Here is a 26,906-nt window from a genome sequence, read left to right as displayed (position 1 = left end):
GTGGACCAAGTGTGACCAAGACTGGTATTGATGCTGCAGGCAACACAATCAGTAACGTAGCAGCAGGCACCAATGCTACTGATGCAGTAAACAAAGGCCAGCTTGATGCATTAAGTACCTCAAGCAACAACAAGACTGATGCCTTGGGCAACAGCACAGCCAATAATCTGGGCGGTGGCGCAAGCTATGACGGCACTACAGGTGCAGTAAGCTCACCAACTTATGTCACCACTAAAACTGACGGTACAACAGTTAATGCCAACAATGTCGGTGATGCCTTAACTAACCTGAACAATGAAGTGGTTAAACCGATTACCTTTGCAGGTAACAGCGGCAGTGTTGACCGTAAATTGGGTGAAACCCTGAATATCACAGGTGGGCTGACAGCGTCTGGCTCGAACTCGAATGTGAAGACGGTCATCAGTGGCAATACCGTTGATATTCAACTTGCAGATGCTCCTGTGTTTGCAGGGAAGCTGACAGCGAACGGACTGGATGCAAATGGTGAGAAAGTTACCAATGTCGGTGCGGGCACAGCAGCAACCGATGCAGTAAACAAAGGCCAGCTTGATGCGTTAAGTACGTCAAGTAACAACAAGACCGATGCCTTGGGTAACAGCACAGCCAACAATCTGGGTGGTGGATCAAGCTATGACAGCACTACAGGTGCAGTAAGCTCACCGACCTATACCGTGAATGGCAACAACGTCAATAACGTTGGTGATGCGATCACTGCATTAGACAAAGGCTGGACTTTACAAAGCAATGGTACCAATGCAGCTGCAGTAAAAGCTGGTGATACGGTAGACATTGGTACGGTTGCAGGTGAAACGAACCTGAAAGTGACCAAGACCGGCAATACGATTCAGTATGGGTTAAATCGTGATCTGAATATTGACAGTGTAACGGCAGGTGACAGCAAGCTGGATACGAATGGTTTAACCATCACTGGTGGACCAAGTGTAACCAAGACCGGTATTGATGCTGCAGGTAACACCATCAGTAATGTAGCAGCAGGCACCAATGCTACTGATGCAGTAAACAAAGGCCAGCTTGATCATGTAGATAATCGTGTAACACAGGTTACAAATACAACTGCAAGTATCTTTGGTGGTGGTGCTAAAGCTAATACAGATGGTTCAATTTCTAACCCGACTTATAATGTTGCAGGTACAAGTGCAAACAATGTTGGTGATGCTTTAACAGCACTTGATAAAGCAGTTACTGATGCAGGTACGGCAGCGAATGCAGGCTGGACAGTTTCAGCCAATGGTGATGCAGCGACTGCTAAAAAGATCAAACCAAATGGTAAAGTGAATTTTACGGGTGATGATAACTTAACTGTTGCTCAGACTAGTCAAACGGACAATGAAGGCGATATTAAAGTTGCGCTAAACAAAAACTTGAAAGTTGATAGTGTTACGACTGGTAATACCGTTATCGATACGACTGGCGTAAAAGTTGGTGATAACGTCCAGTTAGGATCAACAGGCTTAATCATTGCTGGCGGTCCGAGTATCACTACTTCTGGAATTAGTGCTGGTAATAAAACGATAAGTAATGTAGCCGCAGGTGTTTCTTCTACAGATGCGGTAAACAAAGGACAACTGGATAGCGCAATAAGTAGCATAAACAATAATGTTGGTGCTCTTGCTAATAGTGCTGTGCAGTACGATAAAAATAGTGATGGATCAGTTAACAAAGACTCTATTACTTTAGCTGGCGGTGCTAATGGTACAACCATTAAAAATGTAGCAAATGGTACTGTAGCAGAAGGTTCTAAAGATGCTGTTAATGGAGGCCAGTTATGGACTGTTCAACAACAGGTCGACAAAAATACGGGCGATATTTCGAATCTTCAGACTGACATCAGCAATATTAACAATGGTAAATCAGGTTTAGTTCAGCAAGCTGATAAAGATGCTGCGATTACTGTTGGTAAAGATACTGGTGGCACTCAGGTTAATGTTTCTGGAACAGCAGGTGACCGTACGGTGACTGGTGTTAAAGCGGGAGCAGTTACAGCGGCTTCAAAAGATGCAGTAAATGGTTCTCAACTTAATACAACAAATCAGGCGCTTGTAAACTACTTAGGTGGTGGAGCAGGTTATGACAATATTACCCAAAGCTTCTCAAATCCAACATATAACGTAGGTGATCAGTCTTACCACAATGTGGGTGATGCGATAGGTGCATTGAATCAAGCTGACCAAACATTAAATACCAAAATTGATAATGTAAGTAATAAGCTTGAGCAAGCATTCTATGCGACAAATCAACGTATTGATGATGTCGAGAAAAGAGCAAATGCTGGTATTGCTGCTGCGATGGCATTAGAAAATGCACCATTTGTTGCTGGTAAATATACCTATGCTGTTGGTGCTGCATATCATGGCGGTGAAAATGCTGTCGGTGTGACCTTACGTAAAACTGCCGATAATGGTCGTTGGTCACTGACTGGTGGTGTAGCTGCAGCTTCTCAAGGTGATCCAAGTGTTCGTATCGGTATTAGTGGTGTAATTGACTAATTTCGCTAGGCGAGGAAGGTAAGGCCTTCCTCATTCTCCATTTCGAGAGTAAAAATATGAAAAATACAGTTAAAGCGTTATTTATTGCTGTTCTTTCTGGCCTAGCAATGGTTAGTTATGCACAAGAAGAAGCAGTATCTCAAAAAAATGTCACTTTTCCTAAAGTATCTGATAGCTATCTTAAGCAAGTTAAGCGTTATGAGTATGATGACGTTGCGCGCTTGGATTTAGGGCTAAATAAAGACCAAATTCGAGCTTTACTAGGTAATCCACAATTTAGTGAAGGATTATTTGCAGTAAAAGTCTGGAACTATGTATTAGATATACGTGTCCCAAATAGTAATCAATATCAACGTTGTCAGTTACGCATTGATTTTAATAAACAATATTTGGCTGAACGTTTATCTTGGAAAGGTGAGGCATGTGAAGGGTTGATGGCCTGGGGTGAAAATAACCAGCCTTCTACAAATAGTACTGCGGTTAATGGACGTACAGCGAGTGTTTTATTTGCTTTTGATCGATCTGATGCTATTTCAATACAGCAAGGTTTAAACAATATAGACAATGTTGTCGATCAAATTAAGCAAATCCCATCAACAACACCTATTATTGTTTCTGGATTCGCAGATCCATTAGGTAAGTTTAGTTATAACCAAGAGTTATCATCTAAACGAGCGAATACGGTTGCTAAACTACTTGTAAAGCAAGGTGTAGATCCGAATCGTATTCAAATACATGCGAATAGCCAGACGGATTTATATCAGCAATGTTCAGGTGGTCACAATTCTCAACTTATTCAATGTTTAGCACCGAATAGACGTGTTAATATAAGTTGGTAACAGCCTGTCACGTAAGAGTAACCATCCATAAGGTGGTTACTTTTTCGTTTTAAGGGACTAAAAAGTAAAAAGATATATTTAAGGTTCTATAAATTTTCTATAAAAATCATCTTTTAAAATAATAAAAGTGCTGTGGCGTGAGTAAACCATCTAAGGGCTGATCCCAGCTTTGACGTTTTAATGTGTGTTCAATAAATTGAAACTGATGTGCCAATCCTAATCGGTAAGGTTTATGCTTGGCACTTGCCAATGTACGATCATAATAACCACCACCCATACCAATACGTGTCCCGTACTGATCACAGGCTAAAAGAGGCATAAGGAGTAAATCAAGCTGTGATACATGTTTTCCTCGCGTTGCCATAGGCTCTTTCATACCTAAGGGGTGATGAGAAAAACGACGATTTAAATATTGGTTTTTATTTATCTTTACCCATACTAAATGTTGACTCATTGAGCAGATCATCGGTAAATAGACTTGTTTGTTCTTTTTAAAACAAAGCTTGATCAAAAGATCGGTATGAATTTCACCGAAAGCATGTAGATATAAGCCAATTTTTTTTGAAGAGTGGAAAATAGGAAGATTATTCAGAAAATGTAATACGCTAAGCTGAGCCTGTTTTTGCTCAAACGAGGTTAAAGAACGTCTTTTAGATCTTAAATTTTTTCTAATAAAACTTAGTTCATTCATGGATAAATCTAACAAAGATTTGAGATCAGTCGTGCAAAATTATACCTATTTTTCTATAGTTTCACCGAAATTTAACTACTATAAAAAAACAATCTAGTTTAATCGATAAAATAAAAATTACTTTCCTCTAGAAAAAGACACCCCTATAAGATTTTTTAGCTTTTTTACGTATTTACAGTATTTATTTACATTTAATCAGGATAAGTATATTTAAAGATGAATATGAAAATGTGAAGTCTATGAAGCTAAAAGTTTTAACAGTGATCGTATGCACGGCTTTGCTGAGTGCATGCACAAAACAGGCAGAATCTGAAGCTCCTCAAGTTGACTATAATGCTCAATTTGAAGAGTCTGACCGAAAAATTGGTGAGTTTTTAGATCAATTGGATAACCCCAAAACACCTCAAGAAGTTAAGGTTAAAATTTTATGCCATGACTATCCTGATGTGTATAAAAAACAATATATGCCGGCTTTAATAAAAATTTCACCAAAGCCGTACACTGAAGAAAAATTACTGTCAGATTTGAAAAGTGCAACGGATTACTATAAAGGAACTTTAGGAATAAAATGTGATAATTAGAATCTGTTTCTTATCACATAAAAAATAATAATTGCGAATTGATTGGCATTATTTAGTTGTGCTAAATTTATTCCTGCTAATTATTTAAATTTTCATTGGATTTGAAATGCAAATCTTAAAATTTTTGCAGAGTTTTAATACGGTTGGCACCTACTTAACGCTTGCTTCTATCTTGTTAGTGGTCATGATGGTTTACTTTTATGTCATCAATCCCACCTGAACATTTTGAAAGAAAAATCTTTTTTATCTATTCGTTTTAATAAATGGAAATTTAATAATAAATATGGGCTAGGGATATGAAATTAAAAATATTATTGCTAAGTTTGATTGCCTCGGGTTGCTACGCTACTGAAAACACAAATGATCCCGATATTTGTAATGTCGTAAAAAAAGTTGCTTATAACGTGATGGAAGCACGACAACAGAAAGTGCCTTCACAAGATTTACAACAAATTGCTGATGGGCTTACAGATGAAAAGGCTAAGCAGCTTTATCAAGACTTAATTAACTCAGCTTATGCTGCCAAAGTATTTAAAACAAGTTTCTTTAAGCGTAGAGCCATCGAAGATTTTCAGACCGGGTGGTATCAAGAATGCTTAAATAGAAACGAAAAATAATATGCGTTTAATTTTTTAAGTTTAGCTAATTAATTATAAGAAATAAAAGGAATAGACTGACAGTTCTGTCTAGAGTGCTTAATTTAAATAAAAATTATATTTCTAATCATTTAATAAAAATCAATGCTCCGAAGATGCCGCTGCATGTGTCGTTACCCTGAACCCGACGAGTTCAAGGTGGACGCGACGTATACTTGCTGGGTTTCCTACTCGAAGGTAGGCATACACTCTAAATATACAGAACGCAATCCATAAGTTTAAGTATCGGCAGGGGAATAGACCCGCTGGCGAACATCCCAGAGATAGCTTAAGTATAACCTATCTTATTCAGTTGGCAATCGTCTGAGTTTATTGAACTGTAAAGTTAGTCTTCATTTGATGAAGCTTTGTACACTAAAAGTACATATAACAATCATGAGGTACATAAGAGACCCTCAATACAAAAATGCCTTGCACTATCAATGAATAGAGCAAGGCATTTTTATTATCTGAAGTTGATTAAACAGTTTGTTCAACATCTTCCAAAATAGCCTGTAATAGGCGTTCACAGTGCGTATATTCTTGCAAAGATTTATTCAAGCTTAACACTTCTTGAGTAAGCTGTAAGGCAACCATAATGACAAGTTTATTATGCTCAACGCGAGGGGCGCTACGGCGCATATCGTTGAATTTCTCATTAAGAAGTTCAGCTGCACGTTCAAGCTCATCTTTTTTATCTGATGTCGTTGCAAGCCTAAATGTTTGCTCAATCAGACGAAGCTCTACCATGACTTGTTCACTCATGATTGTGTCTCCTCACCAGCTTCAGCATTTGGGTGAGCAAGTTGCTGAATTTCTTGCGCATTTTGATCTTGAGCTGTACCTAAAATTGCTAAACGTTGAATAATTGCTTCAACTTTTGCTTTGGCAAGTTCATTTTTTTGTAACAAACGGTCACGGTCTTGCTGCAAATCATGTAACTCTTGTTGAGTTTGACGTTGGTGTGACTGAAGTTTTTCTTTAGTGACGCGTAACTCATTACGCTCAGCCAAAATTTCTTGAAAACGATTTTTTAAATCGGTCGTACTTTTTTCTAGGCGGCTGTAACGCTCTGCAAGTGTGTTAGCATCTTGATTCAATTGTTGAAATTGACCTTGTAACTGAGTGAGTTGCTCAGTTAATGTCTCAATTTCCTCTTGTTTTTTAGTGATGATGCTATTTTTTTGCACAACTTGTGCGTGATGCTCTGTTTCAGCTAGTTGTTTAGCTTCCGAGAGAGCAGAATTTTCACTCTCTAGATGATGTAAGCGTGTTTTTAAAACGCCAATATGCGCTTGTAGCCGCTGTAATTGTTCTAACATAACGAGGTCGCACAGAATTGCAATCAAAGGTAATATATACGAAGTATAGAGATTGGATAAACGAATGCAAGACGATATTTCAGGCTGGACAGAATGGAACGCTCATTTTGAAGGAATTGAAGAAATTTCAAGCCCTAGTGAGTTACATGGTTTACTAACAGGTATTGTTTGTGTGACAGAAGCACCAACGCGTGAAGAATGGACACAAATTTTAACAACACTTAATGTTCCTGATTTAAATGAAGAAGCTTTAGCGCTTTTAACTGATGAAACCGAAGATGTAGCGCATGCATTGTCGGAAGATGAATTGGACTATTTACCAATGCTTCCAGATGATGAGCATACGCTTCAAGACCGTGTACAAGCATTATCAGACTGGTGTGCTGGCGTTGTACTTGGTTTTGGTTTGGCATCGGGTCATGTACGTGCTGATGAGCGCGAATTAATTGAACATCTACAAGATGTAGCAGCAGTAGAGTTTGAAGATTCTGATAATGACGAAGAAGGCGAAAGCAGTTACGAAGAATTGTATGAATTTGTACGTCTTATTCCAGTGAGCTTATCTATTGGTAGAAAGAAAGTAACAGTTGCTGAAAGTTCATTATTGAAAAACTTTTATGCAAAAAGTAAAACTTCTGCTGTAGGCACTGCAGATCAAAATATTGTAGAAATGTTTACACCACATCGCCCAAGTTAATTGAGGCGATGTGTTATTGGCTGTGTTTAATTTTTTGACTTTAAAATTCTAAATCAAGTAGATCATTATGAAATTACCTCAAGCTGATTTTCAACATCGCAGAAATCGTCTAGCAGAAAAAATGGGTCCAAACAGCATTGCGATTATTGCAACGCGTGAGGAAATGTACCGTAATCGTGATGCGGATTATAAATTCCGTGCCGATAGTAGTTTTTTCTATTTGACTGGTTTTGCAGAGCCTGAGGCAGTTGCTGTCATAGAAACCTTTGATGATGTTACAGACTATAGCTATAGTCTATTTTGTCGTGAACGTAATCGTGAGATGGAAATCTGGAATGGTTACCGTGCTGGAATTGATGGCGCAATTGAAGAATATGAGGCAGATGAAGCCTATGCGATTGATCTGCTTGATGAAGAAATTATTGAAAAATTATTAAATAAAGAACGTCTTTATTATCGAATCGGACACAATGCTGCATTTGACGCCAGAGTAAGCCAATGGATTAAAAAAGCAAATGCAGAGCACCGTCATGAAGCTGCTCCAGCTCAGTTAGTTCAACTTGATCGCATTGTTGATGAAATGCGTTTAATCAAGTCACCGCAAGAAATTGAGCTAATGCAAATTGCTTCAACAATTAGTGCTAAGGCACATACTCGTGCAATGCAAACTGTTCGCCCCGGTATGATGGAATATGCACTTGAAGCCGAGCTTAATTATGTATTTGGGCAAAACGGCTGTGTGCCTTCTTACAACAGTATTGTTGGTGGCGGTGCCAATGCTTGTATTTTGCACTATGTTGAAAATAACCAGCCTCTTAAAGACGGTGATTTGGTTTTAATTGATGCTGCATGTGAATATGAGTTTTATGCATCGGACATTACCCGCACTTTTCCAGTAAACGGAAAATTTAGTCCAGAACAAAAAGCATTGTATGAAGTGGTATTGGCATCTCAATATGCGGCGATTGATGCAGTACGTATTGGTAATGCCTACCGTGAACCTCATGAGGTTGCGGTCAAAATTTTAACTGAAGGCTTAGTTAATTTAGGTTTGCTCAAAGGTAATGTGAGTGAGCTTATTGAAAATGAAGCATATCGTCAGTTTTATATGCATGGTACAGGCCACTGGTTAGGTATGGATGTACATGATGTCGGTTCTTATAAAAAAGATGACGAGTGGCGACAATATGAAGAGGGCATGGTCGTTACTGTTGAACCAGGTTTATATATTGCGCCAGACGATGAAACAGTAGATGAAAAATGGCGTGGTATTGGTATTCGTATTGAAGATGATGTGGTCGCAACGTCAAAAGGCCCACGAGTTTTAACTGCCGATGTAGTTAAAGATATTGCAGACATTGAACATTTAATGGCGCAAGCTAAAGCATAATTAAACGTATTCGCCAAAGGAGCAAACTCGATGCAACAACAAGTGATTATTGTAGGTGGGGGTATGGTGGGTTTGAGCCTTTCCCTCATGCTGGCGAAGGCTAATATCGCAGTCAAGCTATTAGAAGCTGTGAAATACCCAAACTATGATGATCAGAATGTTGCCCCTTACCATTCTAGTTTCGATGCACGTAATACGGCTTTATCACGTCGTAGTGTACAGATTTATCAGAAGCTAGGGTTATGGGATGCATTACAACAACATGCTACCCCAATTTTGCAGGTTCACATTACTGAGCAAGGCAGTTTTGGTAAAGCACGTTTAGTTGCAGAACAAGAAAAAGTCGAAAGCTTTGGACAAGTCATTGAGAATGCGTGGCTCGGTCGTGTTTTATTAACTCAAGTACGCCAACAACCTTTGATTGAGCTAATTGATGGCGTACAAGTCACTGCCTTAACTCAAGATGCTGAACAAGTATATATCGAAGCTCAGCGCGGTGATGAAATTTTAAAGCTTGAGTCAAAATTATTAATTGCAGCAGATGGGCGTGATTCTTTCTGTCGTCAAGCAATTGGTGTGGGTGTTGATGTCCACGACTATGATCAAGTTGCGATCGTTACGACTGTTCAGACTTCAAAGCCACATGAGCATGTAGGGTTTGAGCGTTTTAGTGCATTGGGGCCTTTAGCTTTATTGCCATTACCGGGTGAATACCGTCGCTCAGTGGTATGGCCTGTTAAAAAGGGCACTGAAGATGAGTGGTTAGGTGAAGAAAACGACCAACACTTTTTAGATGCTTTGCAAAAAACTTATGGTGACCGAGCGGGTAAATTTGAAAAAACGGGTAAACGCTTTAGTTATCTGCTTTCACAAGTGCTTGCACATAAACAAGCGGTTGGACGCGTTATTTTAATGGGTAATGCAGCACACACTATTCATCCTGTTGCAGGGCAAGGTTTTAATTTATGCCTACGTGATGCAGATGTGTTGCTACGTTATTTGGTAAACCAGTTAAGCACATCTGATGACATTGGTAACCCAGATAATTTACTTGCCTATGAACAAGCCCGTTTATCTGATCAACAACGCGTGATTAAGTTCTGCGATACTGTCGTTCGTGGTTTTAGTAACCAAAACCCGTTATTAAAATTAATTCGTAATACGGGATTAATTGCATTTGATGTGATTCCGGGTGTTAAGCCACTGGTAGCGAACTATGCAATGGGGCTAAAAGCATGAGCGAAGTGTTAGATGTCGTTATTGTGGGTGGTGGACTAGTTGGTGGCTTAACTGCTTTATTACTTGCGCAAGGGGGTGTACAGCCTACGGTGCTTGATGCTGCTCCTGTACTTGATGTTGAAAAAACATTAAGTGTGATGAACCCACGTGTTTTAGCACTTAGCCAAGCGACCATTCATTTACTTAAAACAGTGAAGGTTTGGGATGATTTAGCACGTCAAATGCCTTATACCGGCATGCAGGTGTGGAACCTAAATGGCTATGGTGAAATTAATTTTGGTCATGAATCTGTACAAAGACCAATGCCAGAACAAGCCTTGGGTTCTATGGTTGAGCCAAGCGTATTGAATGTTGCCATTCAACAAAAAATGCTTGAGCAGTTAACAGATTATCGTACTCAAGTTCGCGTTACCCGTATCGAGCAAGGTGTTGGGTGCTGGCATATTCAACTGGCTGATGGTTCTACGCTTAAAACTAAACTACTTATTGGTGCAGATGGTGCAAATTCATTTGTACGTGAGCAAGCTTTTATTGACCTCGACGTACTAGATTACAAGCAAGCAGCCATTAGCTGTGCAATAAAGACTTCTAAACCTCATCACTATGTTGCTCGTCAACTCTTCTTACCTACAGGGCCTTTAGCATATTTGCCAATGGCGAGTCTTGAAGAAAGTGAAAACGGCTACTGGCAGTCCATTGTCTGGACACTACCAGATGATTATGCCGATGAATATTCAGCTTTAAGTGATGCTGAGTTTATGCAACTTCTAACCCGTGAAAGCCAACATATGTTGGGTGAAGTGCTAGATGTTCGTTCAAGAGCACAATTTCCATTGAAAGCGCGTGCTGCAAAACAATACGTTAAAGATGGCCTAGCCCTAATTGGTGATGCAGCTCATGTTATCCATCCGCTTGCTGGGCAAGGGGTGAATATTGGTTGTTTAGATGCTGCAGTACTTTGTGATGCACTACTGCATGATTTAGGTCGTGGCGTATGGGCGCATGAACAAACCTTAATGCGTTATGAGCACCGCCGTAAAGGACAAAACGATGCGATGATGCATAGTATGTCGGCAATTGGTTGGTTAGAAAGTTCTGAGCTATTCCCATTTATTTGGGTCAGAAATGCAGGGCTTAAGCAGGTTGAACAAATTTCGTTCTTAAAAGAGCGTTTTATGCAACAAGCAAACGGTTTAGGGGCTTTACAAAACACCCTGTATAGTCGTTAAAATAATTACGAAGTTTATGCTCTACTGGTCTAAATAAATATCAGTAGATATTTTTTAAACAATCATTTATATATCATTACCAAATCGGTCAGAAAAGATACGGATTTGACCAATTTGGCTCTTTGCTAAATGCAAAGAGATTGCTAAATTTCTGAGGTCTCAAAGACCATAGCGATGATGCAATACAAATCATTGTGGGGAGTGTAAATATGACAGATATCAATGATTATGAAGATGCAGAAGATTCTGCTGTAGATGAAGATGAAGCCAAAGCGGCTGAGAGTGGCGCGGCTGATGAAGAAGCAGGCAACTTAACTGATGCTGATCTTGCTGAAGCAGAAACGCTTACCGTAACTGCGAAACAAAAACAGCGCCAAGCATTGGAAGATGAAATTGCTGCGTTTTTAGCTCGTGGCGGGAGAATTACTGAAGTTCCGCCAGACGAACATAGCGACCTTTAATAATAAAAAAGCATCACATGAGTGATGCTTTTTTATTGGCTTTTAGGTTGAGTTAAAGGTTATTTTGCAGTTCTTTTAAAATGCCGCATTCATCTACTGTACGGTCGGTCGAGCAATGTCGTTTTAAATCGATGAGTGTTTCTTTTAAAAGCAAAAGTCGTTCAATTTTTTCCGATACTTCAATCAAATATTTATTCACCAAATTATCAACTTCCGTACAAGCCTGTTTCGGCTGAGCTTTCATTTCTTTTAGCGTTTTAATGTCGTTGAGAGAAATATCTAATTCGCGGCAATGCTTAATAAATAATAGGTCCGCGAGTGTTTGATCTGTGTAAACACGATAATTATTTTCTGAACGCTGAATACGGTCCAGCACACCTACTTTTTCGTAATAACGAATAGTATCGATTGGGACATCCGCTTTTTTTGATAATTGGCCAATAGAAAGACTCATAAGACTTGACTCTGGAGCTACTCAAGGGTTTTTAATCACTATAAAAGAGTTTTTGAGGAAATAAAATGGCTGGATGTGGATGTGCTTCAACATGTTCTCCTACAAAGAAAGTAAGCCCGCGCTTTAGAAAAGCGTTATGGATTGCTCTTGTAATTAATGCACTCATGTTTGTAGTTGAAATAGTAGGTGGTTATAAAGCCCAATCTGTTTCACTATGGGCGGATGCACTAGATTTTGCCGGAGATGCTGCAAATTATGCTTTGTCTTTAGTTGTACTTTCGATGAGTCTTTATTGGCGCGCAACCGCAGCTCTTGTTAAGGGTATTACGATGGCCGCTTTTGGTTTCTTCGTCATTGCAAAAGTGGTATGGTCATTTTTTCATGGTGTTTCACCTGAACCGATGGTCATGGGGGCAATTGGGGTAATGGCTTTAATTGCTAACGTTTCGGTTGCTTTAATGCTTTATGCATTTAGAGATGGGGATGCCAATATGCGTTCTGTGTGGCTGTGTAGTAGAAATGATTCTATTGCCAACATTGCTGTTATTTTTGCTGCTGTAGGCGTGTTTGGAACAGGCACCATATTTCCAGATTTATTGGTAGCCTTTGTAATCGCATACTTAGGTGTATCTTCGGGCTATGCTGTGATTAAGCAATCATTACAGGAACGAAAACAGTCAAAGGTGATGTTGGGTTCACAGGTTTAGTTTTGATTACATAAATAAAAAGTACCATGTAAGCATGGTACTTTTTAGTGTTTGAATGCATTAGATGAGAAGTGAAATTGCAATACTCCACATAACGCAACCAATAAGAAAATCTAAAATTTTCCAAGCTTTTGGATTGGTAAATAGTGGTTTTAATAATCTTGCACCATAACCCAAACTGAAAAAGAAAATCCAAGAAGCAAGAATGCTGCCCAAAGCAAAACTGATTTTGTCTTCTAGCTGAGTTGCAACCGAACCCATCAGTACAATGGTGTCTAAATAGACATGTGGATTTAGCCAAGTAAAGGCCAGACAGGTTACAAGTGCTTGGGTTAGAGTCTGTTTTTGACTGCCATCAAGCTCCATGCCTTGATTGGTTTTAAACGCAGCATAAAATGCTTTTGCACCGTAGACGAATAAAAACGTTGCCCCTAAATATTTAGCGACTGTGATTAAGATGGGTGATGCAGTCATAATTTCGGCAAAACCTAATACACCACAGGCGATTAAAATCGAATCAGACAGGGCACAGATTAAACATAACCAAAATACATATTGCTGTTTAAGCCCCTGTTTTAGAACAAAAGCGTTTTGGGCACCAATCGCTACAATTAGGCCGCTACCAATACCTAAACCTTTAAAAAACACACTCAGAGAAAGCATAACCATTAAGCAGAAAAAATCAGATGGGAGAATTATCTGACTTTTTATTAAGAAATAAGTAAAATTAAGAATATTTAGGTTTGGCTAAAAATAATTTAGGTTTTGTATATGTTAGATAGTAAGCAATGTGAAGCTTTTCTGGCTGTTGCAGAAGTTGGGAGTTTCGATGCAGCAGGAGAGCATTTATGTATAACTCCCTCTGCCGTATCACTACGTGTACAAGCGCTAGAAAAATATTTAGGTCAGATTTTAATAATACGGGGCCGCCCTTGTGTACTCACACAAGCAGGGCAAACCTTGCTCCAGCATTTACGTCATACAAGGCTAATGGAACAAAATCTATTACAGGGCTTAATGGGGAAGTCATCTGAATCGGAATTTTATAAAATTGCTTTAGCTTCAAATGCAGACTCATTAGCGACTTGGCTTTTACCTACTATTCAGCAAACGTTATTTAAAGAAAAAATAGTGCTAGAGCTAAAAATTGATGATCAATCACACACGCATACTTTGCTAGAAACGGGACAAGTCAATGCATGTATCACAGCAGAAGAGCAGGTTATGGCGGGTTGCTTAGCTCAGCCTCTTGGTAAAATGCGCTATAAAATGCTGGCATCGGCCGAATTTGTAAACCACTGGTTTAGTGGTGGAATTAACCGAGAAAATTTAAGAAAAACACCAGCAGTTATTTTTAATCATAAAGATTTAATGCATTCGGAAGTTTTATTAAAAGGATACGGTTTACCGATGCAGAGTTATCCTTATAGTTTTATTCCGGCAACAGATGCTTTCGTCAAAGCAATTCAGCTGGGTTTAGGTTACGGAATGGTGCCAGAGCTTCAAGTTCAACCATTACTCGAAAATGGAACACTTATTGATATTATGCCTGAGGCTCAACTTGATGTTCCTTTGTATTGGCACCACTGGAAAAGACAGTCGAAACAACTTGATGTACTGACCGAAACAATTGTTCAATCAGCAAGACATATCTTGAGATAAACTCAAGAACGAGAACGTGCATAAAAGTTTGAAACGTGTTGAATTTTATCTCTAATATTATTTTGCAAAATTCATGCACGGTGATGACATAGAGTGTTAGTCATCACCGTCTTAGTTAAAAAAATTAAGATTGTGTTAACTCAAGCGCACGTTGATAAGCAACTTTTTTCTTAATACCCGTTAAATCGGCAGCCAGTTGAGATGCTACTTTTACTGATAAATCTTGAAGTAAGCGCTTTAAAAGTTCATCTAGTTTTTCTTGTTCCAGATCTGTTTTTTCTGCTGCACCACCAACCACAAGAACAATTTCACCTTTTTCTTGGTTATGGTCATTTTCAATAAAACTAACCAAATCTTTTAAAGTCATTTTTTTGATGGTTTCAAAAGTTTTGGTAATTTCACGTGCGAAACCCACAGGGCGGTTTTCACCAAATACTTCAGCCATATTTTTTACGCACTCTAAAATACGGTGTGGTGCTTCATAAAAAATTAAGGTCTGAGTTTCATTTTTAAGCTTTTCAAGTTGCGTAATACGTTGAGAAGCTTTTGATGGTAAAAAGCCTTCAAAACTAAAACGGTCACTTGGTAAGCCCACAGCACTTAACGCAGCAATTGCAGCACATGCACCCGGTACAGGTACAACCCTAATACCATGTTCTTGAGCAGCACGGACCAGTTTAAACCCAGGGTCACTAATAAGTGGTGTGCCTGCATCACTAATCAAAGCAATATTTTCACCAGCAAGTAGCTTTTGAACTAACTGCTCAATTTTGTTGCTTTCATTATGGTCGTGGCATGCGGTAAGTGGGGTAGATATATTATAGTGTTTGAATAATTGAGCTGATTGGCGTGTATCTTCGGCAGCAACAACAGAAACTGATTTTAAGATATCAATTGCACGGAAAGTCATATCATCTAAGTGCCCGATTGGGGTGGCTACAACAAATAACTGAGCACTCATTTGGTTTTTACTCCGTACAGATAAACAATTTTAATGGGTTAGTGTACCCGAAATTATGTTTTTGGCGTGAACAATGTCAGTAGGCTTTTTATTTTTCGAAACATCTGCTTTTGATTTGTTCAATTCAAAAATAAAAAGGTATAGAACCGGCATTAACAGTATTTACATTTTTAATTGGGGAAACAAAAAAATTATGTTAGTTGCACAGCAGTTGGGCCAATGGGCGGAACAAACAGCACTAAAACTTTTAAAAGAACAAAATTATGAATGGGTCGCCAGTAATTATCATTCACGCCGTGGCGAGGTTGATCTGATTGTAAAACGCGGTAATGAATTGATTTTTGTTGAGGTAAAAGCGCGTGGACAGGGAAATTATGGACAAGCTTGTGAAATGGTCACTGTGAGCAAACAGAAAAAAATAATTAAAACGGCGATGAGGTTTTTACAGCGCTACCCATCTTATCAGGATTTTTATTGTCGTTTTGATGTGATTTGTTTTGATTTTCCACAGAAAATTGCAAAAACAGTACAGCAAGACTTTTCGAAATTCCATTATGATCTGCAATGGATCGAAAATGCATTTACTTTGGATTAAGAGTTCATTACTCTTTTGAGCAAATTAAAACCGATGTTTATGATCAAGCCAAGAAGAGATTGATAGGAGTCTGGTGGAGTGTTGAAACGTATTGCTGTAACAGCGCTTTGTGTCGCAAGTTTGTCAGGTTGCGCAAGTTTTATTTCTGGTGGAACAGGTACAGCTCCAGTTGGAACAGATAGTGGTGTCCGTAGCTTAGGTCAGGTATTCATTGATTCTTCAATTAAACGTACAGCGAATATTAACCTCTATAAGCTTGATCAGCGTTTTAAACAATCTCGTATTAACATCGAAAGCTTCCATAGCACGGTATTGTTAACTGGTCAGGTGCCAGACCCATACTTGAAACAGCTAGCAGAAGACAATGTTAAAGCGATGAGCGATGTGAAAGCCGTACATAACTATATTACGGTAGGTAACAAAGTAAGTTATAACACGATCATGCAAGATGCTGGTGTAACTGCAAATACACGTGCCCTATTAATGAAAGCGCCAGTTGTATCGGACAGTAAAGTACTCGTCCATACCGAAGATGGTGTTTTATATGTGATGGGTCGTTTAAATACAGCTGAAATTAATGACTTAAATAATGTGCTTCAAAATGTTGGTAACGTGACCAAAATTGTAACGCTTATTGATAACATTGATTTAGCACCTGCTCCGGCAGCATCGACTGGCAACGCAACGACTACGCCAGTAATTAATAATGTTCTTGCTCAACCAACAGTTCAAACTCCTGTTGCAATTGATCCGGACCAAGCAGATCCAGCATCATCTACTGCACAATAAAATATGAACTTAATTGAACAATTACAAAGCAAAATTGAGCAGGCGAGAACTCTTTATAAAGAGTTCCGCCTCTATGATTTGGGGAGCTTTGCTTTAAACCGTTTTACACCAAAAGATGGTTTTGAGCAGGTTTTAAATGTGCGTTATGGCTTAAAGCCTCGTCATCGTCTAGATATTTATCGTTCTACTAAACACTTAGCACATCGACCACTCATTGTTTTTGTACATGGTGGTGCTTGGCAACACGGTAATAAACGAGACTATCTGTTTGTTGGTGAAGCTTTTACAAAAGAAGGTTATGACGTTGCTGTCATTAACTATCAGCTTGCACCCAAAAATATTTTTCCAAGTTATGTAGATGATTTAACACAAGCGTTAAATTATTTGCATCAAAATCAGGAAAAATTAGAAATCTCGACCGAGAATATTGTGCTTATGGGGCATTCGGCAGGTGCATTTAATGTAATGTCTGCTGTTTATCACCCTGATTCCACTAAAATTGAATGTTTAGGGAAAATTAAGGCAATAGTTGGTTTAGCTGGTCCGTATCATTTTGATTATAAGGGTGATCCGCTTGCTGAAGATGCTTTTGACCAAGGCATCTCTTATAAAGAGGTGATGCCTTATTATTTTGTAAATCAAAATAATATTAAGCATTATCTACTCATGGCTGAAAATGATCAGCTCGTAAAGCAACATAATACTTTGGATATGGATCAAGCTCTTAGGGAGAAGGGGAATCATAGCCATATTGCTATTATCCCTAAAACTGGCCATATCACGATTTTGGCCAGTCTATCGAGTTTTGTAAGTCACTACTTCAGAACAAAACGAACCATTTTGCATTTTCTTGATGAAGTATTCTAAAACTATTGAGTTTGAGAAAGCGCAGATTACTTTGTTTGAGTAATCTGCGTAATCATTGCGTGTGCAATACTGCCTTTAAATGGAATTTCAGGAAGCTGATCAAATTTAAAGAATTGTGCATCAGCGATTTCATCTTCCTGCAAAGAAATCTCGCCTGACTCATATTCAGCTTTAAATGCAATCATAAGATTACTTGGAAACGGCCAAGGCTGGCTGGACATATATTGAATATTTTTAAGTTTAAGGCCCACTTCTTCTAAAGCTTCGCGTTGAACAGCCTCTTCAAGAGTTTCCCCAACTTCTACAAAACCTGCAATCAAACCATACATGTTGGTTTTATTGTGAATTGATTTTGCTAATAAGATTTCATCATCACCTTTAGTAATGATGGTAATGATGCATGGGTTTACACGAGGGTACTGGTGATAACCACAAGCAGGACATACCATCGCATATTCACTTGAGTGTACTTCGGTGGCATGTCCACAGTGGCTGCAAAACTTGTGGTTACGTCGCCATTCAAGTAACTGAACAGCACGACTCGCCTGTAAAAATTGCTCTTTTGACCAGTTGGAAATAAGTTGACGAATTGGAACGAGTTGCAGACCTTCCGGTATAGCTTCTTCACTCAGCAGGTCACGTGCAATGACCTGTTCGTCATGAGTGAAAAGCAGATCACTTGCTAACTTTTCGACTTTGGGTAATTGAAAGTTTTGGTCAACCAATAATTGTTGGTGATGAAAAATATAAGCAAGTGATAATTCAGACATTAAGCTGCCTTTTTTTGAAGTTGTTGACTACTTAGCAATGCTACATCAAACATGGATTGTAGAACAGGCTGTTTATTTTTTAAATTGTCAACTAACATATCTAGTCCAGCTAATACGTTAAAAATACAGTGAATCTGATCATGACTAAAAGCTTGGTTCTGATCGATTTGCTGCTGTACAAACTTGGCAGTTTCAAGCAAAGCATTTTGTTGGACCTTACTTCCTAAAAATTCAGCCGCACCAGCCAATTCTTTTAATGACCCTGCAATTGCTTCAATATTTTGGGTTTGATCGTTGGCATATAGAGTCAAACTTTGACATACAAAATCGATTAAATTTTTTGTCTCATTTAATAATGTTTCATGTGCTTCATCTAAACGATCTAAAGAAATATTAGTGTTGTTCACACGAATTTGTAGACGGTTAGATGAATAATGACGTACCAAAATACCAATTGCGTTCATGGCAGATAAAATGCTCTTCATGAGCTGCTGAGCGTAGTTTTCATTACTCAATATATTGATTTGACTTAAACTGCTTGCTTGATGAGAAAGCTCGGCTGCTGCTTCATTTAAGTTGAGTAAGTTAAAGGTATGAGCAAGCTGCATAAGACTGCTTTGAAGTTGCTGAGCCTTTTCTGGCGACATGTTCTGATAGTTATATTCAATATCATTACGAACTTTGTTCATTTCGTCTAAGATTAATTGACTTACCGTTTGCATGGTATCAAAGTCTGGACCATACAAATGTTGGCTCAGTGCTTTAAGTTGAGTATCGGTAAGGAACTCACGACCAATGTTTAGCTGCCCACGAATTTGCTGCGCAAGTTGATTTTCTTGTCCAATCACAATACTAATAATATCTGCTAGAGCAGTTAAGTTTGCCTCAAAGCTTTCTGGCGATGCTAAAAATAGACCTATAGCGCTCTCAAGATTAATGAATACACGTAAGCGAGCATCATTTAAAACAAGTTCATCAATGTGATTAAAGGCAGAGTTAACCAATTGCCAATATTGTTGGCTTGGTTGACCATGAGCCATGCTGACTAAATAGCTACCAATCAATTTGAATGCCTGAAAGTCTCGAGCGGTTTCAGTTTTATTTAAAAATTGATGCAAAGATAATTTATAAAGCTGATGGATAAACTGAGTTTTCTCATTAATGAGCACTTCAGGTAACTGTAACTCAAGTGAAGTTGTTGTAAGGTTTGAAGCGATCTGCTGACCAGATGATGTTAATGGTTTATTTAAGGCTTTTTCTAAATTGTTTAGAGTGCCCAAAAGAAACTGGGGTACTTCAACTTCACGTAAACAAATAAATTCAATATAGCGTTTCACCATGGTCGTGCCTTCACTTAGAGCAACAACCTCATCGGTGTCGATGTGTTCTGGCTTAGCCATAATTTTTTGCATCAACTCGGTTGAATATTGAGTGATTTTTGCCAAATAGGGGATATCAATAAGACGTAATACTTGAGTGCATTGTTTAAATTGTTCTAACGCATCATCAATACCAAAAGGGAGAGCTTGTTCTTCAATTAATGTACTTACAGCACCTTCTACCAGTTTAATTGAGTTATCAATTTCATTCTTGATAATAAGCAACGCTGTTGGATCAAATTGAATCGAATTATGCTCAGACATAAAAATTCCCCTTTGCAAAAAAAATCAATTGTTATATTCGTCATGGCCCAATATTTTGAGCTAAAAATCTATACGACTAATATAACTTAACTTGCAAAAGGGGAAACTAAAAAAACACTAGAGAATCAAAAATTTATTTTGCAAAAAGGCAAGGTTCTCCATGTTTTTTCTCAAATTCTTTGACCCAAGTCTCATGTATGTTCAACTCTTCATCTGAAGGGTAAATAACGGGTAAATCAATCTGGACTCTAGCTTTTGTCGTTTTTTGCTGGTCAATTTCACTTTGCGATAGAGCATCCATATCAAAGGAAACTTGACCACCGGTCATTGCCAAGTAAACATCAGAAAGAATTTCAGCATCGAGTAAAGCACCGTGGAAAGTACGGTCACGCGCTGGAATTTCATAACGACGGACTAAGGCATCAAGTGAGTTTTTCTGTCCAGGATGCTTATTTTTGGCTAAAGCTAAGGTATCGGTAACTTCACAAACTTCTGAAAGAGCAGGTAACCCAACACGTCTAAACTCCATATCGAGGAAGTTCATATCGAAGGTTGCGTTATGAGCGATAATTTCTGAGCCCTTTAGATACTCAAACAAAGTATCTGCAATGTCTGCATAGAGCGGTTTATCTTTTAAGAAATCATCACTAATACCGTGAATGTTTTCTGAATCGCCCACTGGTTTTTCAGGGTTAATATAGATGTGAATCGAACTACCCGTAAGCTTACGGTTAATCATTTCGATTGCGCCGACTTCAATAATGCGGTCACCATCTTGGAAATAGAAACCAGTCGTTTCAGTATCGAGAATGAGCTGACGAGGGCCTTGTAATTTAAGCTTTGCTTCGGTAACAACAATCTGTGGATGAATCTTGCTAGTTTGCTGCTTTGTTTCTTGCTCTACAGCTTCAACCTCATTTACTTCTTCGTCGACAGTAATCATCTCAACTTCTTGTGATGGTTCAATAGCGACATCTTCATCTTCGGTTGTTTCAACTAGATCAAACCCGAAAGGATCATCTAGCAACCAGTCCTGTTCAGGCTTTTTTATATCTTGCGGTGCAGCGACAGACTGTGGTTGCTTGAGTTCTTGAGCAGTCTTATCTGCACCTAAATTTGCAAGTTGGTCTGCCATTTCATTGCCAGGATGTCCTGCATGGCCTTTAATCCAATTCCACTCAATATTTCTACCTGCGCAAACAGCATCAAGTTTTTGCCATAGGTCAGGATTTTTAACATCTTTCCAATTTTTCTTTTTCCAGCCATGAATCCACTCTGTAATGCCTTGCTTTACATAATTTGAGTCTGTCCAGATAATTAATTGTGCATCAGGAGGGCAAAAAGAAACGCCCTCAATAGCAGCCATAAGCTCCATGCGGTTATTGGTTGTGTCGGGTTCACCGCCAAATAATTTATGTTCACCCTGTTCGGTAATGACATATGCACCCCAACCGCCTAAACCGGGATTGCCACGACATGCACCATCAACATACAGTGTGATTGTTTGAGACATAAATCGAAACCTAAACTGAAAGAAAAAGAACTGAATATGGTGTATTGTATACGCAAAAAGTTCGGTTCCATCGTTACAAAGCAAGCTTTTTTTAATTTCTTGTAACATTTCCATGCAAATGACATTAAATTATTGCCTTGTCTATCTTGCATGCTTTACTACAATGGCATCGAAGACCTAGGGTTTGTGGGCAGACCCCAAAAAATATTACGCGAGTTGTTTGGAAGTTTTTATGTATAAACCAACCACATTTGTGTGGCAGCCATCTGCAGCATCATTATTCAAAATTACAGTACTTAGCTCTGCTTTAGCTGCGTTGGGTATTACAACAGGCTGCTCTTCGACTCCGCAATCTGCAAAAACCTCGAAAACAAAACAGGTCAGTGGAGCAGGCTATCTTGATGCAAGCAGTCTAGACTCGTTAGAAGATTTACTTTCAGCAACAGATATGCGTGCTGTAGAGGGTGATCGTTTACTTATTTTAAAACACGGCGACGTTTGGAAGCGTATGGCTGTGGGCTTTAAAATGGATCTCGATCACTGGGATCCGCGTATTGAAGCGCAGCGTAGTTGGTTTATTTCACGTCAGCCCTACCTTGACCGTTTAAGTGCTCGCGCAAGTCGTTATTTATATCATACTGTTAAAGAAGCAGAACGCCGTGGTCTTCCAACTGAACTTGCATTATTACCGGTAATTGAAAGTTCATATGACCCTGCTGCAACAAGTAGTGCAGCAGCAGCAGGTTTATGGCAATTTATTCCAAGTACTGGTCGTATTTATGGTTTACAACAAACTGGTATGTATGATGGCCGTCGTGATGTTGTTGAATCTACACGTGCTGCATATGAGTTTTTAGGAAGCTTATATAACCAGTTTGGTTCATGGGAATTGGCTTTGGCAGCCTATAATGCTGGTCCGGGTCGTATCCAACAGGCGATTAACCGTAACCAAGCTGCTGGTTTACCAACGGATTACTGGTCATTAAAACTTCCACAAGAAACTATGAACTATGTTCCACGTTTCTTGGCAGTTGCACAAATTATTAAAAATCCACGTGCTTACGGGGTTTCATTACCACCAATTGCGAATAGACCCCATTTCCGTGAAGTGACATTGTCTGCGCCGTTGTCTTTAAATGAGATTGCTTCGGTCAGTGGTCTTAGCCGCGCCGAGTTATATGCATTAAACCCAGGCTATCGTGGTGAAACAGTAGACCCTGCAAGTCCAATGCGTATTTTAATTCCGGCTGATGTAAGCCCATCAGTTGATAATAAATTGAAAGGAATGAAAGCGGGTGGTGGTTCAGGTTGGTGGGCAAATGTCACTTCGCCGTCTAAACCGACAACAAGTCCTTCAAGTTCAGTCACAATTAAAACGACACCAGCGACTCAGGTTCAGCCTGTAAGACCAACAACACCTGCTAAAACAACCAGCAGCTCTGTAACTGTAAAAGGTTCAACACCGCGTGGTTCTGATGCTTTAGCTGCTTTTGCAGCCTCAGCTGATGTACCAAGTGCACCTCGTATTCCAGTTGCAGTAACACCTGCAACCAATGTTAAGCCAGTAAGAACAGAACCACCAATTTCAGCTGTTGAGCGTGAGAAAATTTTAGCAGCGGTTCGTGCTGAAGGTGAGAAGGAAACTGTTGAGCAAGCTTTACAGCCACAGGCCACTCAAGCTGAAAAAGACCAAGTGGTTGCTGAGTTAAAGGCAATTGCACCGCAAGGTACCGAAATTGTTGATCCTTACGATGGCAAAATTAAGTTAACTGCGATTCAGACGAGCCTGTCGGTTGCTGAACAACAAGGTAAAGAGTTAAGTAAAGGTTTTGCTTATCCGAAAACTTTAACTGAAGACGCAAGCGTTGCAAACTCTGAAGAAGCACAGCGCAATAAAGATAAGCCTTATATTAAAACTGATACCGATGTTGTCGTTGTACAGCCTAAAGGTAAGCGTAGTACCTATACCGTACAACCGGGCGATACATTAGCGATTATCGCAATGAAAAATGGGGTCAACTGGCGTGATGTTGCCAAATGGAACCAGATTGATCCTGAAAAGACTCTATTTGTAGGAACTAGCCTGTATTTGTATGATGCTAAACCGCAAGAGGTTGAGTCTACGACAAAATCAGCAGCTAAACCTGATGTATATGTTGTTCAAGCAAATGACAGTTTAACTGGCGTGGCAAATCAATTTAATTTGTCAGTAAAACAGCTTGCTGAATATAACGATTTATCTGTCAGTGATGGCTTATTTGTTGGTCAAAAGCTGCATTTGAAAGAGCCTAAAGGCAACCGTAATTCTGCTAAGGCAGAGCCTAAAGCTGTTCAGGCAAGTACACGTCGTATTGCAACAAAGAGCTATACAGTTAAACGCGGCGAGTATTTGAAGTTAATTGCAGATCGTTATGCATTATCTAATCAGGAATTGGCGGAGCTAACACCAGGGTTGTCAGCTGGTAGTAATTTAATGGCTGGCCAGAAAATTAATGTACCTGCAAAAGAAGTTGCTGCTGTTGATGAATCTGATGACAACAAAGCTTCTGGCAAATATGAAAAACTTGCAGCAGGTCCGTCGTATAAGACTGAAAGTTATAAAGTACAGCGTGGCGATACATTATCAAGCATTGCGACCAAGTCTAAAATTAGTTTAGCCGAACTTGCAGAACTGAATAACTTAAAAGCGAGTAGCCATGTACAGCTTGGTCAAAACTTGAAAGTACCTGCGGGCGTAAGTGTTCCAGACCACTATGTTGTTCAGTCGGGCGATAGCTTACATGCGATTGCGGCTAAATATAACTTACAAACCAGTTATTTGGCTGATTTAAACGGTTTATCTCGCACAGCAGGTGTTCGTGCTGGTCAGCGTTTAAAATTGACAGGTGAGGTTGAAACATCGAGCAAGGCTACGACTAAAAATGCCAAAGAAGAAACACCAGATACTTATACTGTTAAATCTGGTGATAACTTACGAAGCATCGCCAGCCGTTATCATTTACAGTTAGATTATCTGACTGCATTAAATGGTTTGTCTCGTAACAGCAGTGTGCGTGTCGGTCAGCATTTAAAGCTAACAGGTGATGTACCTACTGTAGAAACAGCGAAAGCTGATACAGCAAAATCATCAGCTAAACCTGTTGCAGCAGGCAAAAATACTGAAAAGTATACGGTTAAAGCTGGTGAGTCGTTAAATGCGATTGCGAGTCGTGCAGGTATTTCAGTTCGTGAACTTGCTGAAATGAATGCATTAAAAGCAAATGCTAACCTACAGCGCGGTCAAAATATTGTGATTCCAAAAACTGTAGTGGAATACAAAGTCAAACGTGGCGATACCTTAATTGGTCTTGCAAGTAAATATGGTCTAGAAACTACTTTACTGGCGGAACTCAACAACTTAACACCATCGACTCAATTGCGTATTGGCGATATTATTAAAGTGCCTAATTTATAGAATAATTAGAACTTTATGCAAAAGTTATATTCTCAACTGAGCCTGCTAGTCGGGCTCAGTGTTTTTTCACAAGTTGTATTCTCTGCACAGCAAATCACACCATATATTGCAATTCATTCTAAGCCTAAATACCTCGCAATGGCTGCTATGCCTTATGCCAACCCAAATGCACCAAAAGGTGGAGTATTGAGTCGGGCTGCGCAAGGAACTTTTGATAACTTAAACAGTATGAATGGGAAAGGAAACGCGACAGAAGGGGTAAATTATCTTTTTGATACTTTAATGACTCAGTCACTCGATGAAGTTGGGGTTTTATATCCACTTTTAGCCGAGAAAGTTTCGTATGACCCAGAAAGAACCCAATCCGTTACTTTCTATTTAAATCCCAAAGCTCGTTTTAGTAATGGTCAGCCTTTAACCGCGACAGATGTAAAATTTAGCTTTGATACGTATCAGACCAAATCTAATTTTGGTCTACAAATGTATCTTGCAGACTTGGCAAAAACAGAAGTCATTAACCCACATCAAGTTAAATTCACTTTTAAGTCTAGCCATAATCCTAAAATGCCATTTGTTGTGGCGAGCTTGCCGATTTACTCAAAAGCAGATTGGACGAACCGTGACTTTACTCGTATTACCTTGCAACCGATTGTAGGTTCAGGGCCGTATGTGGTTGAGAAGATTGATGCTGGACGTAGTATTAGCTATAAACGGAACCCGAATTATTGGGCAAAAGATTTGCCTATTAATAAAGGGCGCTATAACTTCGACCATTTAAAATATGTTTATTACCGAAATTGGGATATTGCATTCGAAGGTTTTAAATCTGGGCAATATACCTTGCATGAAGAAACTAATCCTAAAAAATGGGTCACTGACTACAAGTTTCCAGCGGTAAAAGCAGGTTTAGTCATTATATATAAATTTAGACACCATAACCCGATTTCAACCGAAAGTTATGTATTTAACACACGGCGCAAACCTTTAAACGATATTCGCTTTAGACAAGCCTTAACCTATGCCTATGATTTTGAATGGCAGAACAAAGCTTTGTTTTATGGACAATATCAAAGACTGCAAAGTTATTTTGAAAATAGTGAGTTGGCAGCAACAGGTCATCCTGCAAAGAATGAACTGGCCATACTAAAGCCTTTATTACCAAAGCTTTCTCCAGTCATGCAAAAAGCCGTTTTGGCTGATTGGAAATATCCAGTCTCAGATGCCAGCGGTTTTAACCGTCAAAACTTATTAATCGCAAGACAATTACTTATTCAAGCTGGCTATAAAATTAAAGAAGGGCAGTTATATACGCCCGAAGGTAAGCCTGTACAAATTGAGTTTCTTATCCAGCAAGATGGCAAACAAAGAACACTCATGCCATTTGTAAGAAATTTAAAAAAACTGGGAATTAATATTACTTTACGGCAAGTCGATGCACCGCAATATTTAGAGCGTACACGCCGTTATGATTTTGACATGACCACCATGAACTTGCCGCAATCTTTAAATCCAGGCAATGAACAGGCTCAGTTCTGGGGAAGTGCTGCAGCAGTTCAAGATGGTAACTATAACTACGCTGGTATTCGTAATCCTGTCATTGATGCAGTTATTTCAAAACTGGTTACTGCCAAAGACCGTGAACAGCAAATTACCTATACTCATGTGCTTGATCGATTACTTCGCGCAGGGTATTACCAAATTCCGACTTATGGAAAAGGTGATTATTGGTATGCATACTGGAATATGTATCAGCAACCTAACGTGAAACCCGTGCTCTCTGCTGGTATAGAGTATTGGTGGAGTAATCCAAACCAAGCCAAGAAAGTTGCCCAATATTTACATCAACAATAAAAGCACGCACCTAAAGGAAATCCTGTTA

At 39.1% G+C, this 26,906-nt stretch carries 26 protein-coding genes and 1 other RNA gene; 17 read left to right on the top strand and 10 right to left on the bottom strand.

The genetic code is table 11. The features are described from left to right. Together ACG59Z_RS16525 and ACG59Z_RS16520 are read left to right on the top strand one after the other, a co-directional pair. Positions 1-2,528: YadA-like family protein (locus ACG59Z_RS16525; RefSeq protein ID WP_400200394.1), on the top strand; the 2,528-nt coding region annotated here is incomplete at its 5' end. Positions 2,529-2,584: 56 nt separating this feature from the next. Continuing rightward, on the top strand, positions 2,585-3,367 hold the full coding sequence (locus tag ACG59Z_RS16520) for an OmpA family protein (RefSeq protein ID WP_400200392.1): 783 nt from the start codon (positions 2,585-2,587) through the stop codon (positions 3,365-3,367). Between the two features lie 106 nt (positions 3,368-3,473). Here the strand turns inward: ACG59Z_RS16520 and ACG59Z_RS16515 are convergent, their stop codons facing one another. Beyond that, entirely contained in the window at positions 3,474-4,058 is a 585-nt protein-coding gene (locus tag ACG59Z_RS16515) for a 5-formyltetrahydrofolate cyclo-ligase (RefSeq protein ID WP_400200390.1), read from the bottom strand. Positions 4,059-4,297: 239 nt separating this feature from the next. On the opposite strand from ACG59Z_RS16515, the gene ACG59Z_RS16510 reads away from it, so the two are divergent. The 3 genes from ACG59Z_RS16510 to ACG59Z_RS16500 all read left to right on the top strand — a co-directional run bounded on the left by ACG59Z_RS16510 (position 4,298) and on the right by ACG59Z_RS16500 (position 5,256). Next, positions 4,298-4,639 (top strand): hypothetical protein, encoded by a 342-nt coding sequence (locus ACG59Z_RS16510; protein WP_400200388.1) that lies wholly within the window; start codon positions 4,298-4,300, stop codon positions 4,637-4,639. 106 nt (positions 4,640-4,745) lie between these two features. Continuing rightward, positions 4,746-4,859 (top strand): hypothetical protein, encoded by a 114-nt coding sequence (locus ACG59Z_RS16505; RefSeq protein WP_253861125.1) that lies wholly within the window; start codon positions 4,746-4,748, stop codon positions 4,857-4,859. Positions 4,860-4,935: 76 nt separating this feature from the next. Then, a complete protein-coding gene (locus tag ACG59Z_RS16500) occupies positions 4,936-5,256 on the top strand; it encodes a hypothetical protein (RefSeq protein WP_400200385.1) in 321 nt (106 codons plus the stop codon). Between the two features lie 121 nt (positions 5,257-5,377). Here ACG59Z_RS16500 and ssrS read toward each other — a convergent pair. The 3 genes from ssrS to ACG59Z_RS16485 all read right to left on the bottom strand — a co-directional run bounded on the left by ssrS (position 5,378) and on the right by ACG59Z_RS16485 (position 6,596). After that, a non-coding RNA gene (ssrS, locus tag ACG59Z_RS16495) (6S RNA) lies at positions 5,378-5,562 on the bottom strand. 192 nt (positions 5,563-5,754) lie between these two features. Further along, complete coding sequence (locus ACG59Z_RS16490) at positions 5,755-6,039, bottom strand: cell division protein ZapA (protein ID WP_288420635.1); 285 nt, start codon at positions 6,037-6,039, stop codon at positions 5,755-5,757. Next, a complete protein-coding gene (locus ACG59Z_RS16485) occupies positions 6,036-6,596 on the bottom strand; it encodes a hypothetical protein (protein WP_253860784.1) in 561 nt (186 codons plus the stop codon). The genes ACG59Z_RS16490 and ACG59Z_RS16485 overlap by 4 nt, the downstream gene beginning before the upstream one ends. A gap of 64 nt (positions 6,597-6,660) precedes the next feature. On the opposite strand from ACG59Z_RS16485, the gene ACG59Z_RS16480 reads away from it, so the two are divergent. The 5 genes from ACG59Z_RS16480 (at position 6,661) to ACG59Z_RS16460 (ending at position 11,612) form a co-directional block, all read left to right on the top strand. Continuing rightward, a complete protein-coding gene (locus ACG59Z_RS16480) occupies positions 6,661-7,293 on the top strand; it encodes a UPF0149 family protein (protein WP_031996835.1) in 633 nt (210 codons plus the stop codon). 67 nt (positions 7,294-7,360) lie between these two features. After that, the gene (gene pepP, locus ACG59Z_RS16475) at positions 7,361-8,683 is read left to right on the top strand and encodes a Xaa-Pro aminopeptidase (protein WP_311072030.1); all 1,323 of its coding nucleotides are present in this window, start codon (positions 7,361-7,363) and stop codon (positions 8,681-8,683) included. A gap of 30 nt (positions 8,684-8,713) precedes the next feature. Beyond that, complete coding sequence (locus ACG59Z_RS16470) at positions 8,714-9,922, top strand: FAD-dependent monooxygenase (RefSeq protein WP_400200381.1); 1,209 nt, start codon at positions 8,714-8,716, stop codon at positions 9,920-9,922. Further along, positions 9,919-11,151: an FAD-dependent monooxygenase gene (locus ACG59Z_RS16465; RefSeq protein ID WP_288420632.1), complete on the top strand. Its 1,233-nt coding sequence runs from the start codon at positions 9,919-9,921 to the stop codon at positions 11,149-11,151. Before ACG59Z_RS16470 ends, ACG59Z_RS16465 begins: the two co-directional genes overlap by 4 nt. 209 nt (positions 11,152-11,360) lie before the next feature. Then, positions 11,361-11,612, top strand: coding sequence for a hypothetical protein (locus ACG59Z_RS16460; protein ID WP_033852997.1), 252 nt, complete (start codon positions 11,361-11,363; stop codon positions 11,610-11,612). Positions 11,613-11,664: 52 nt separating this feature from the next. Here ACG59Z_RS16460 and ACG59Z_RS16455 read toward each other — a convergent pair whose 3' ends face one another. Then, positions 11,665-12,066, bottom strand: coding sequence for a MerR family transcriptional regulator (locus ACG59Z_RS16455; protein ID WP_272197678.1), 402 nt, complete (start codon positions 12,064-12,066; stop codon positions 11,665-11,667). Positions 12,067-12,131: 65 nt separating this feature from the next. Between ACG59Z_RS16455 and ACG59Z_RS16450 the strand changes: the two genes are divergently transcribed. Then, positions 12,132-12,773, top strand: a complete 642-nt coding sequence (locus ACG59Z_RS16450; RefSeq protein WP_400200377.1) for a cation transporter — start codon at positions 12,132-12,134, stop codon at positions 12,771-12,773. 60 nt (positions 12,774-12,833) lie between these two features. Here ACG59Z_RS16450 and ACG59Z_RS16445 read toward each other — a convergent pair whose 3' ends face one another. After that, on the bottom strand, positions 12,834-13,436 hold the full coding sequence (locus ACG59Z_RS16445) for a LysE/ArgO family amino acid transporter (RefSeq protein ID WP_209047776.1): 603 nt from the start codon (positions 13,434-13,436) through the stop codon (positions 12,834-12,836). 108 nt (positions 13,437-13,544) lie between these two features. Here ACG59Z_RS16445 and ACG59Z_RS16440 point away from each other — a divergent pair, with 108 nt between their 5' ends. After that, the gene (locus ACG59Z_RS16440; protein ID WP_396463843.1) at positions 13,545-14,435 is read left to right on the top strand and encodes a LysR family transcriptional regulator ArgP; all 891 of its coding nucleotides are present in this window, start codon (positions 13,545-13,547) and stop codon (positions 14,433-14,435) included. 124 nt (positions 14,436-14,559) lie between these two features. Here the strand turns inward: ACG59Z_RS16440 and rsmI are convergent, their stop codons facing one another. Further along, complete coding sequence (gene rsmI / locus ACG59Z_RS16435) at positions 14,560-15,396, bottom strand: 16S rRNA (cytidine(1402)-2'-O)-methyltransferase (RefSeq protein ID WP_400200374.1); 837 nt, start codon at positions 15,394-15,396, stop codon at positions 14,560-14,562. Positions 15,397-15,589: 193 nt separating this feature from the next. Here rsmI and ACG59Z_RS16430 point away from each other — a divergent pair, with 193 nt between their 5' ends. From ACG59Z_RS16430 to ACG59Z_RS16420, 3 genes are all read left to right on the top strand, one after another. Next, positions 15,590-15,991 (top strand): YraN family protein, encoded by a 402-nt coding sequence (locus ACG59Z_RS16430; RefSeq protein ID WP_151818734.1) that lies wholly within the window; start codon positions 15,590-15,592, stop codon positions 15,989-15,991. A gap of 78 nt (positions 15,992-16,069) precedes the next feature. Further along, positions 16,070-16,780 carry a BON domain-containing protein gene (locus ACG59Z_RS16425; protein ID WP_263613206.1) on the top strand — a complete coding sequence of 237 codons (711 nt, stop codon included), beginning with the start codon at positions 16,070-16,072 and terminating at the stop codon, positions 16,778-16,780. Positions 16,781-16,783: 3 nt separating this feature from the next. Beyond that, on the top strand, positions 16,784-17,647 hold the full coding sequence (locus ACG59Z_RS16420; RefSeq protein ID WP_263613207.1) for an alpha/beta hydrolase: 864 nt from the start codon (positions 16,784-16,786) through the stop codon (positions 17,645-17,647). Positions 17,648-17,673: 26 nt separating this feature from the next. Here the strand turns inward: ACG59Z_RS16420 and nudC are convergent, their stop codons facing one another. From nudC to dnaQ, 3 genes are all read right to left on the bottom strand, one after another. Further along, positions 17,674-18,417, bottom strand: a complete 744-nt coding sequence (gene nudC, locus ACG59Z_RS16415; protein WP_400200371.1) for an NAD(+) diphosphatase — start codon at positions 18,415-18,417, stop codon at positions 17,674-17,676. Next, complete coding sequence (locus ACG59Z_RS16410; protein ID WP_400200370.1) at positions 18,417-20,060, bottom strand: chemotaxis protein; 1,644 nt, start codon at positions 20,058-20,060, stop codon at positions 18,417-18,419. The genes nudC and ACG59Z_RS16410 overlap by 1 nt, the downstream gene beginning before the upstream one ends. Positions 20,061-20,193: 133 nt before the next feature. After that, positions 20,194-21,573: a DNA polymerase III subunit epsilon gene (dnaQ, locus tag ACG59Z_RS16405; protein WP_400200368.1), complete on the bottom strand. Its 1,380-nt coding sequence runs from the start codon at positions 21,571-21,573 to the stop codon at positions 20,194-20,196. A gap of 232 nt (positions 21,574-21,805) precedes the next feature. Between dnaQ and ACG59Z_RS16400 the strand changes: the two genes are divergently transcribed. Both ACG59Z_RS16400 and ACG59Z_RS16395 read left to right on the top strand, forming a co-directional pair. Continuing rightward, positions 21,806-25,027 carry a LysM peptidoglycan-binding domain-containing protein gene (locus ACG59Z_RS16400; protein ID WP_311088028.1) on the top strand — a complete coding sequence of 1,074 codons (3,222 nt, stop codon included), beginning with the start codon at positions 21,806-21,808 and terminating at the stop codon, positions 25,025-25,027. 15 nt (positions 25,028-25,042) lie between these two features. Beyond that, a complete protein-coding gene (locus tag ACG59Z_RS16395; protein WP_400200365.1) occupies positions 25,043-26,878 on the top strand; it encodes an extracellular solute-binding protein in 1,836 nt (611 codons plus the stop codon). The last annotated feature ends 28 nt before the right edge of the window (positions 26,879-26,906 follow it).

It is taken from the genome of Acinetobacter sp. ABJ_C1_1 (assembly GCF_044684115.1).
GTDB classification, from domain to species: domain Bacteria; phylum Pseudomonadota; class Gammaproteobacteria; order Pseudomonadales; family Moraxellaceae; genus Acinetobacter; species Acinetobacter nosocomialis_A.
The sequence above is the reverse complement of the archived record's forward strand: the minus strand, read 5'-3'. Positions and strand labels throughout refer to the sequence as shown.

Coding starts and splice junctions, on each gene's coding strand:
- ACG59Z_RS16500 (WP_400200385.1), top strand. CDS start 4,936: ATGAAATTAAAAATATTATTGCTAAGTTTGATTGCCTCGGGTTGCTAC.
- ACG59Z_RS16445 (WP_209047776.1), bottom strand. CDS start 13,436: ATGCTTTCTCTGAGTGTGTTTTTTAAAGGTTTAGGTATTGGTAGCGGC.
- ACG59Z_RS16440 (WP_396463843.1), top strand. CDS start 13,545: ATGTTAGATAGTAAGCAATGTGAAGCTTTTCTGGCTGTTGCAGAAGTT.
- ACG59Z_RS16520 (WP_400200392.1), top strand. CDS start 2,585: ATGAAAAATACAGTTAAAGCGTTATTTATTGCTGTTCTTTCTGGCCTA.
- ACG59Z_RS16510 (WP_400200388.1), top strand. CDS start 4,298: ATGAAGCTAAAAGTTTTAACAGTGATCGTATGCACGGCTTTGCTGAGT.
- dnaQ (WP_400200368.1), bottom strand. CDS start 21,573: ATGTCTCAAACAATCACACTGTATGTTGATGGTGCATGTCGTGGCAAT.
- ACG59Z_RS16490 (WP_288420635.1), bottom strand. CDS start 6,039: ATGAGTGAACAAGTCATGGTAGAGCTTCGTCTGATTGAGCAAACATTT.
- ACG59Z_RS16450 (WP_400200377.1), top strand. CDS start 12,132: ATGGCTGGATGTGGATGTGCTTCAACATGTTCTCCTACAAAGAAAGTA.
- ACG59Z_RS16430 (WP_151818734.1), top strand. CDS start 15,590: ATGTTAGTTGCACAGCAGTTGGGCCAATGGGCGGAACAAACAGCACTA.
- ACG59Z_RS16420 (WP_263613207.1), top strand. CDS start 16,784: ATGAACTTAATTGAACAATTACAAAGCAAAATTGAGCAGGCGAGAACT.
- ACG59Z_RS16395 (WP_400200365.1), top strand. CDS start 25,043: ATGCAAAAGTTATATTCTCAACTGAGCCTGCTAGTCGGGCTCAGTGTT.
- ACG59Z_RS16465 (WP_288420632.1), top strand. CDS start 9,919: ATGAGCGAAGTGTTAGATGTCGTTATTGTGGGTGGTGGACTAGTTGGT.
- ACG59Z_RS16410 (WP_400200370.1), bottom strand. CDS start 20,060: ATGTCTGAGCATAATTCGATTCAATTTGATCCAACAGCGTTGCTTATT.
- ACG59Z_RS16505 (WP_253861125.1), top strand. CDS start 4,746: ATGCAAATCTTAAAATTTTTGCAGAGTTTTAATACGGTTGGCACCTAC.
- ACG59Z_RS16480 (WP_031996835.1), top strand. CDS start 6,661: ATGCAAGACGATATTTCAGGCTGGACAGAATGGAACGCTCATTTTGAA.
- pepP (WP_311072030.1), top strand. CDS start 7,361: ATGAAATTACCTCAAGCTGATTTTCAACATCGCAGAAATCGTCTAGCA.
- ACG59Z_RS16400 (WP_311088028.1), top strand. CDS start 21,806: ATGTATAAACCAACCACATTTGTGTGGCAGCCATCTGCAGCATCATTA.
- ACG59Z_RS16460 (WP_033852997.1), top strand. CDS start 11,361: ATGACAGATATCAATGATTATGAAGATGCAGAAGATTCTGCTGTAGAT.
- rsmI (WP_400200374.1), bottom strand. CDS start 15,396: ATGAGTGCTCAGTTATTTGTTGTAGCCACCCCAATCGGGCACTTAGAT.
- nudC (WP_400200371.1), bottom strand. CDS start 18,417: ATGTCTGAATTATCACTTGCTTATATTTTTCATCACCAACAATTATTG.
- ACG59Z_RS16455 (WP_272197678.1), bottom strand. CDS start 12,066: ATGAGTCTTTCTATTGGCCAATTATCAAAAAAAGCGGATGTCCCAATC.
- ACG59Z_RS16515 (WP_400200390.1), bottom strand. CDS start 4,058: ATGAATGAACTAAGTTTTATTAGAAAAAATTTAAGATCTAAAAGACGT.
- ACG59Z_RS16470 (WP_400200381.1), top strand. CDS start 8,714: ATGCAACAACAAGTGATTATTGTAGGTGGGGGTATGGTGGGTTTGAGC.
- ACG59Z_RS16485 (WP_253860784.1), bottom strand. CDS start 6,596: ATGTTAGAACAATTACAGCGGCTACAAGCGCATATTGGCGTTTTAAAA.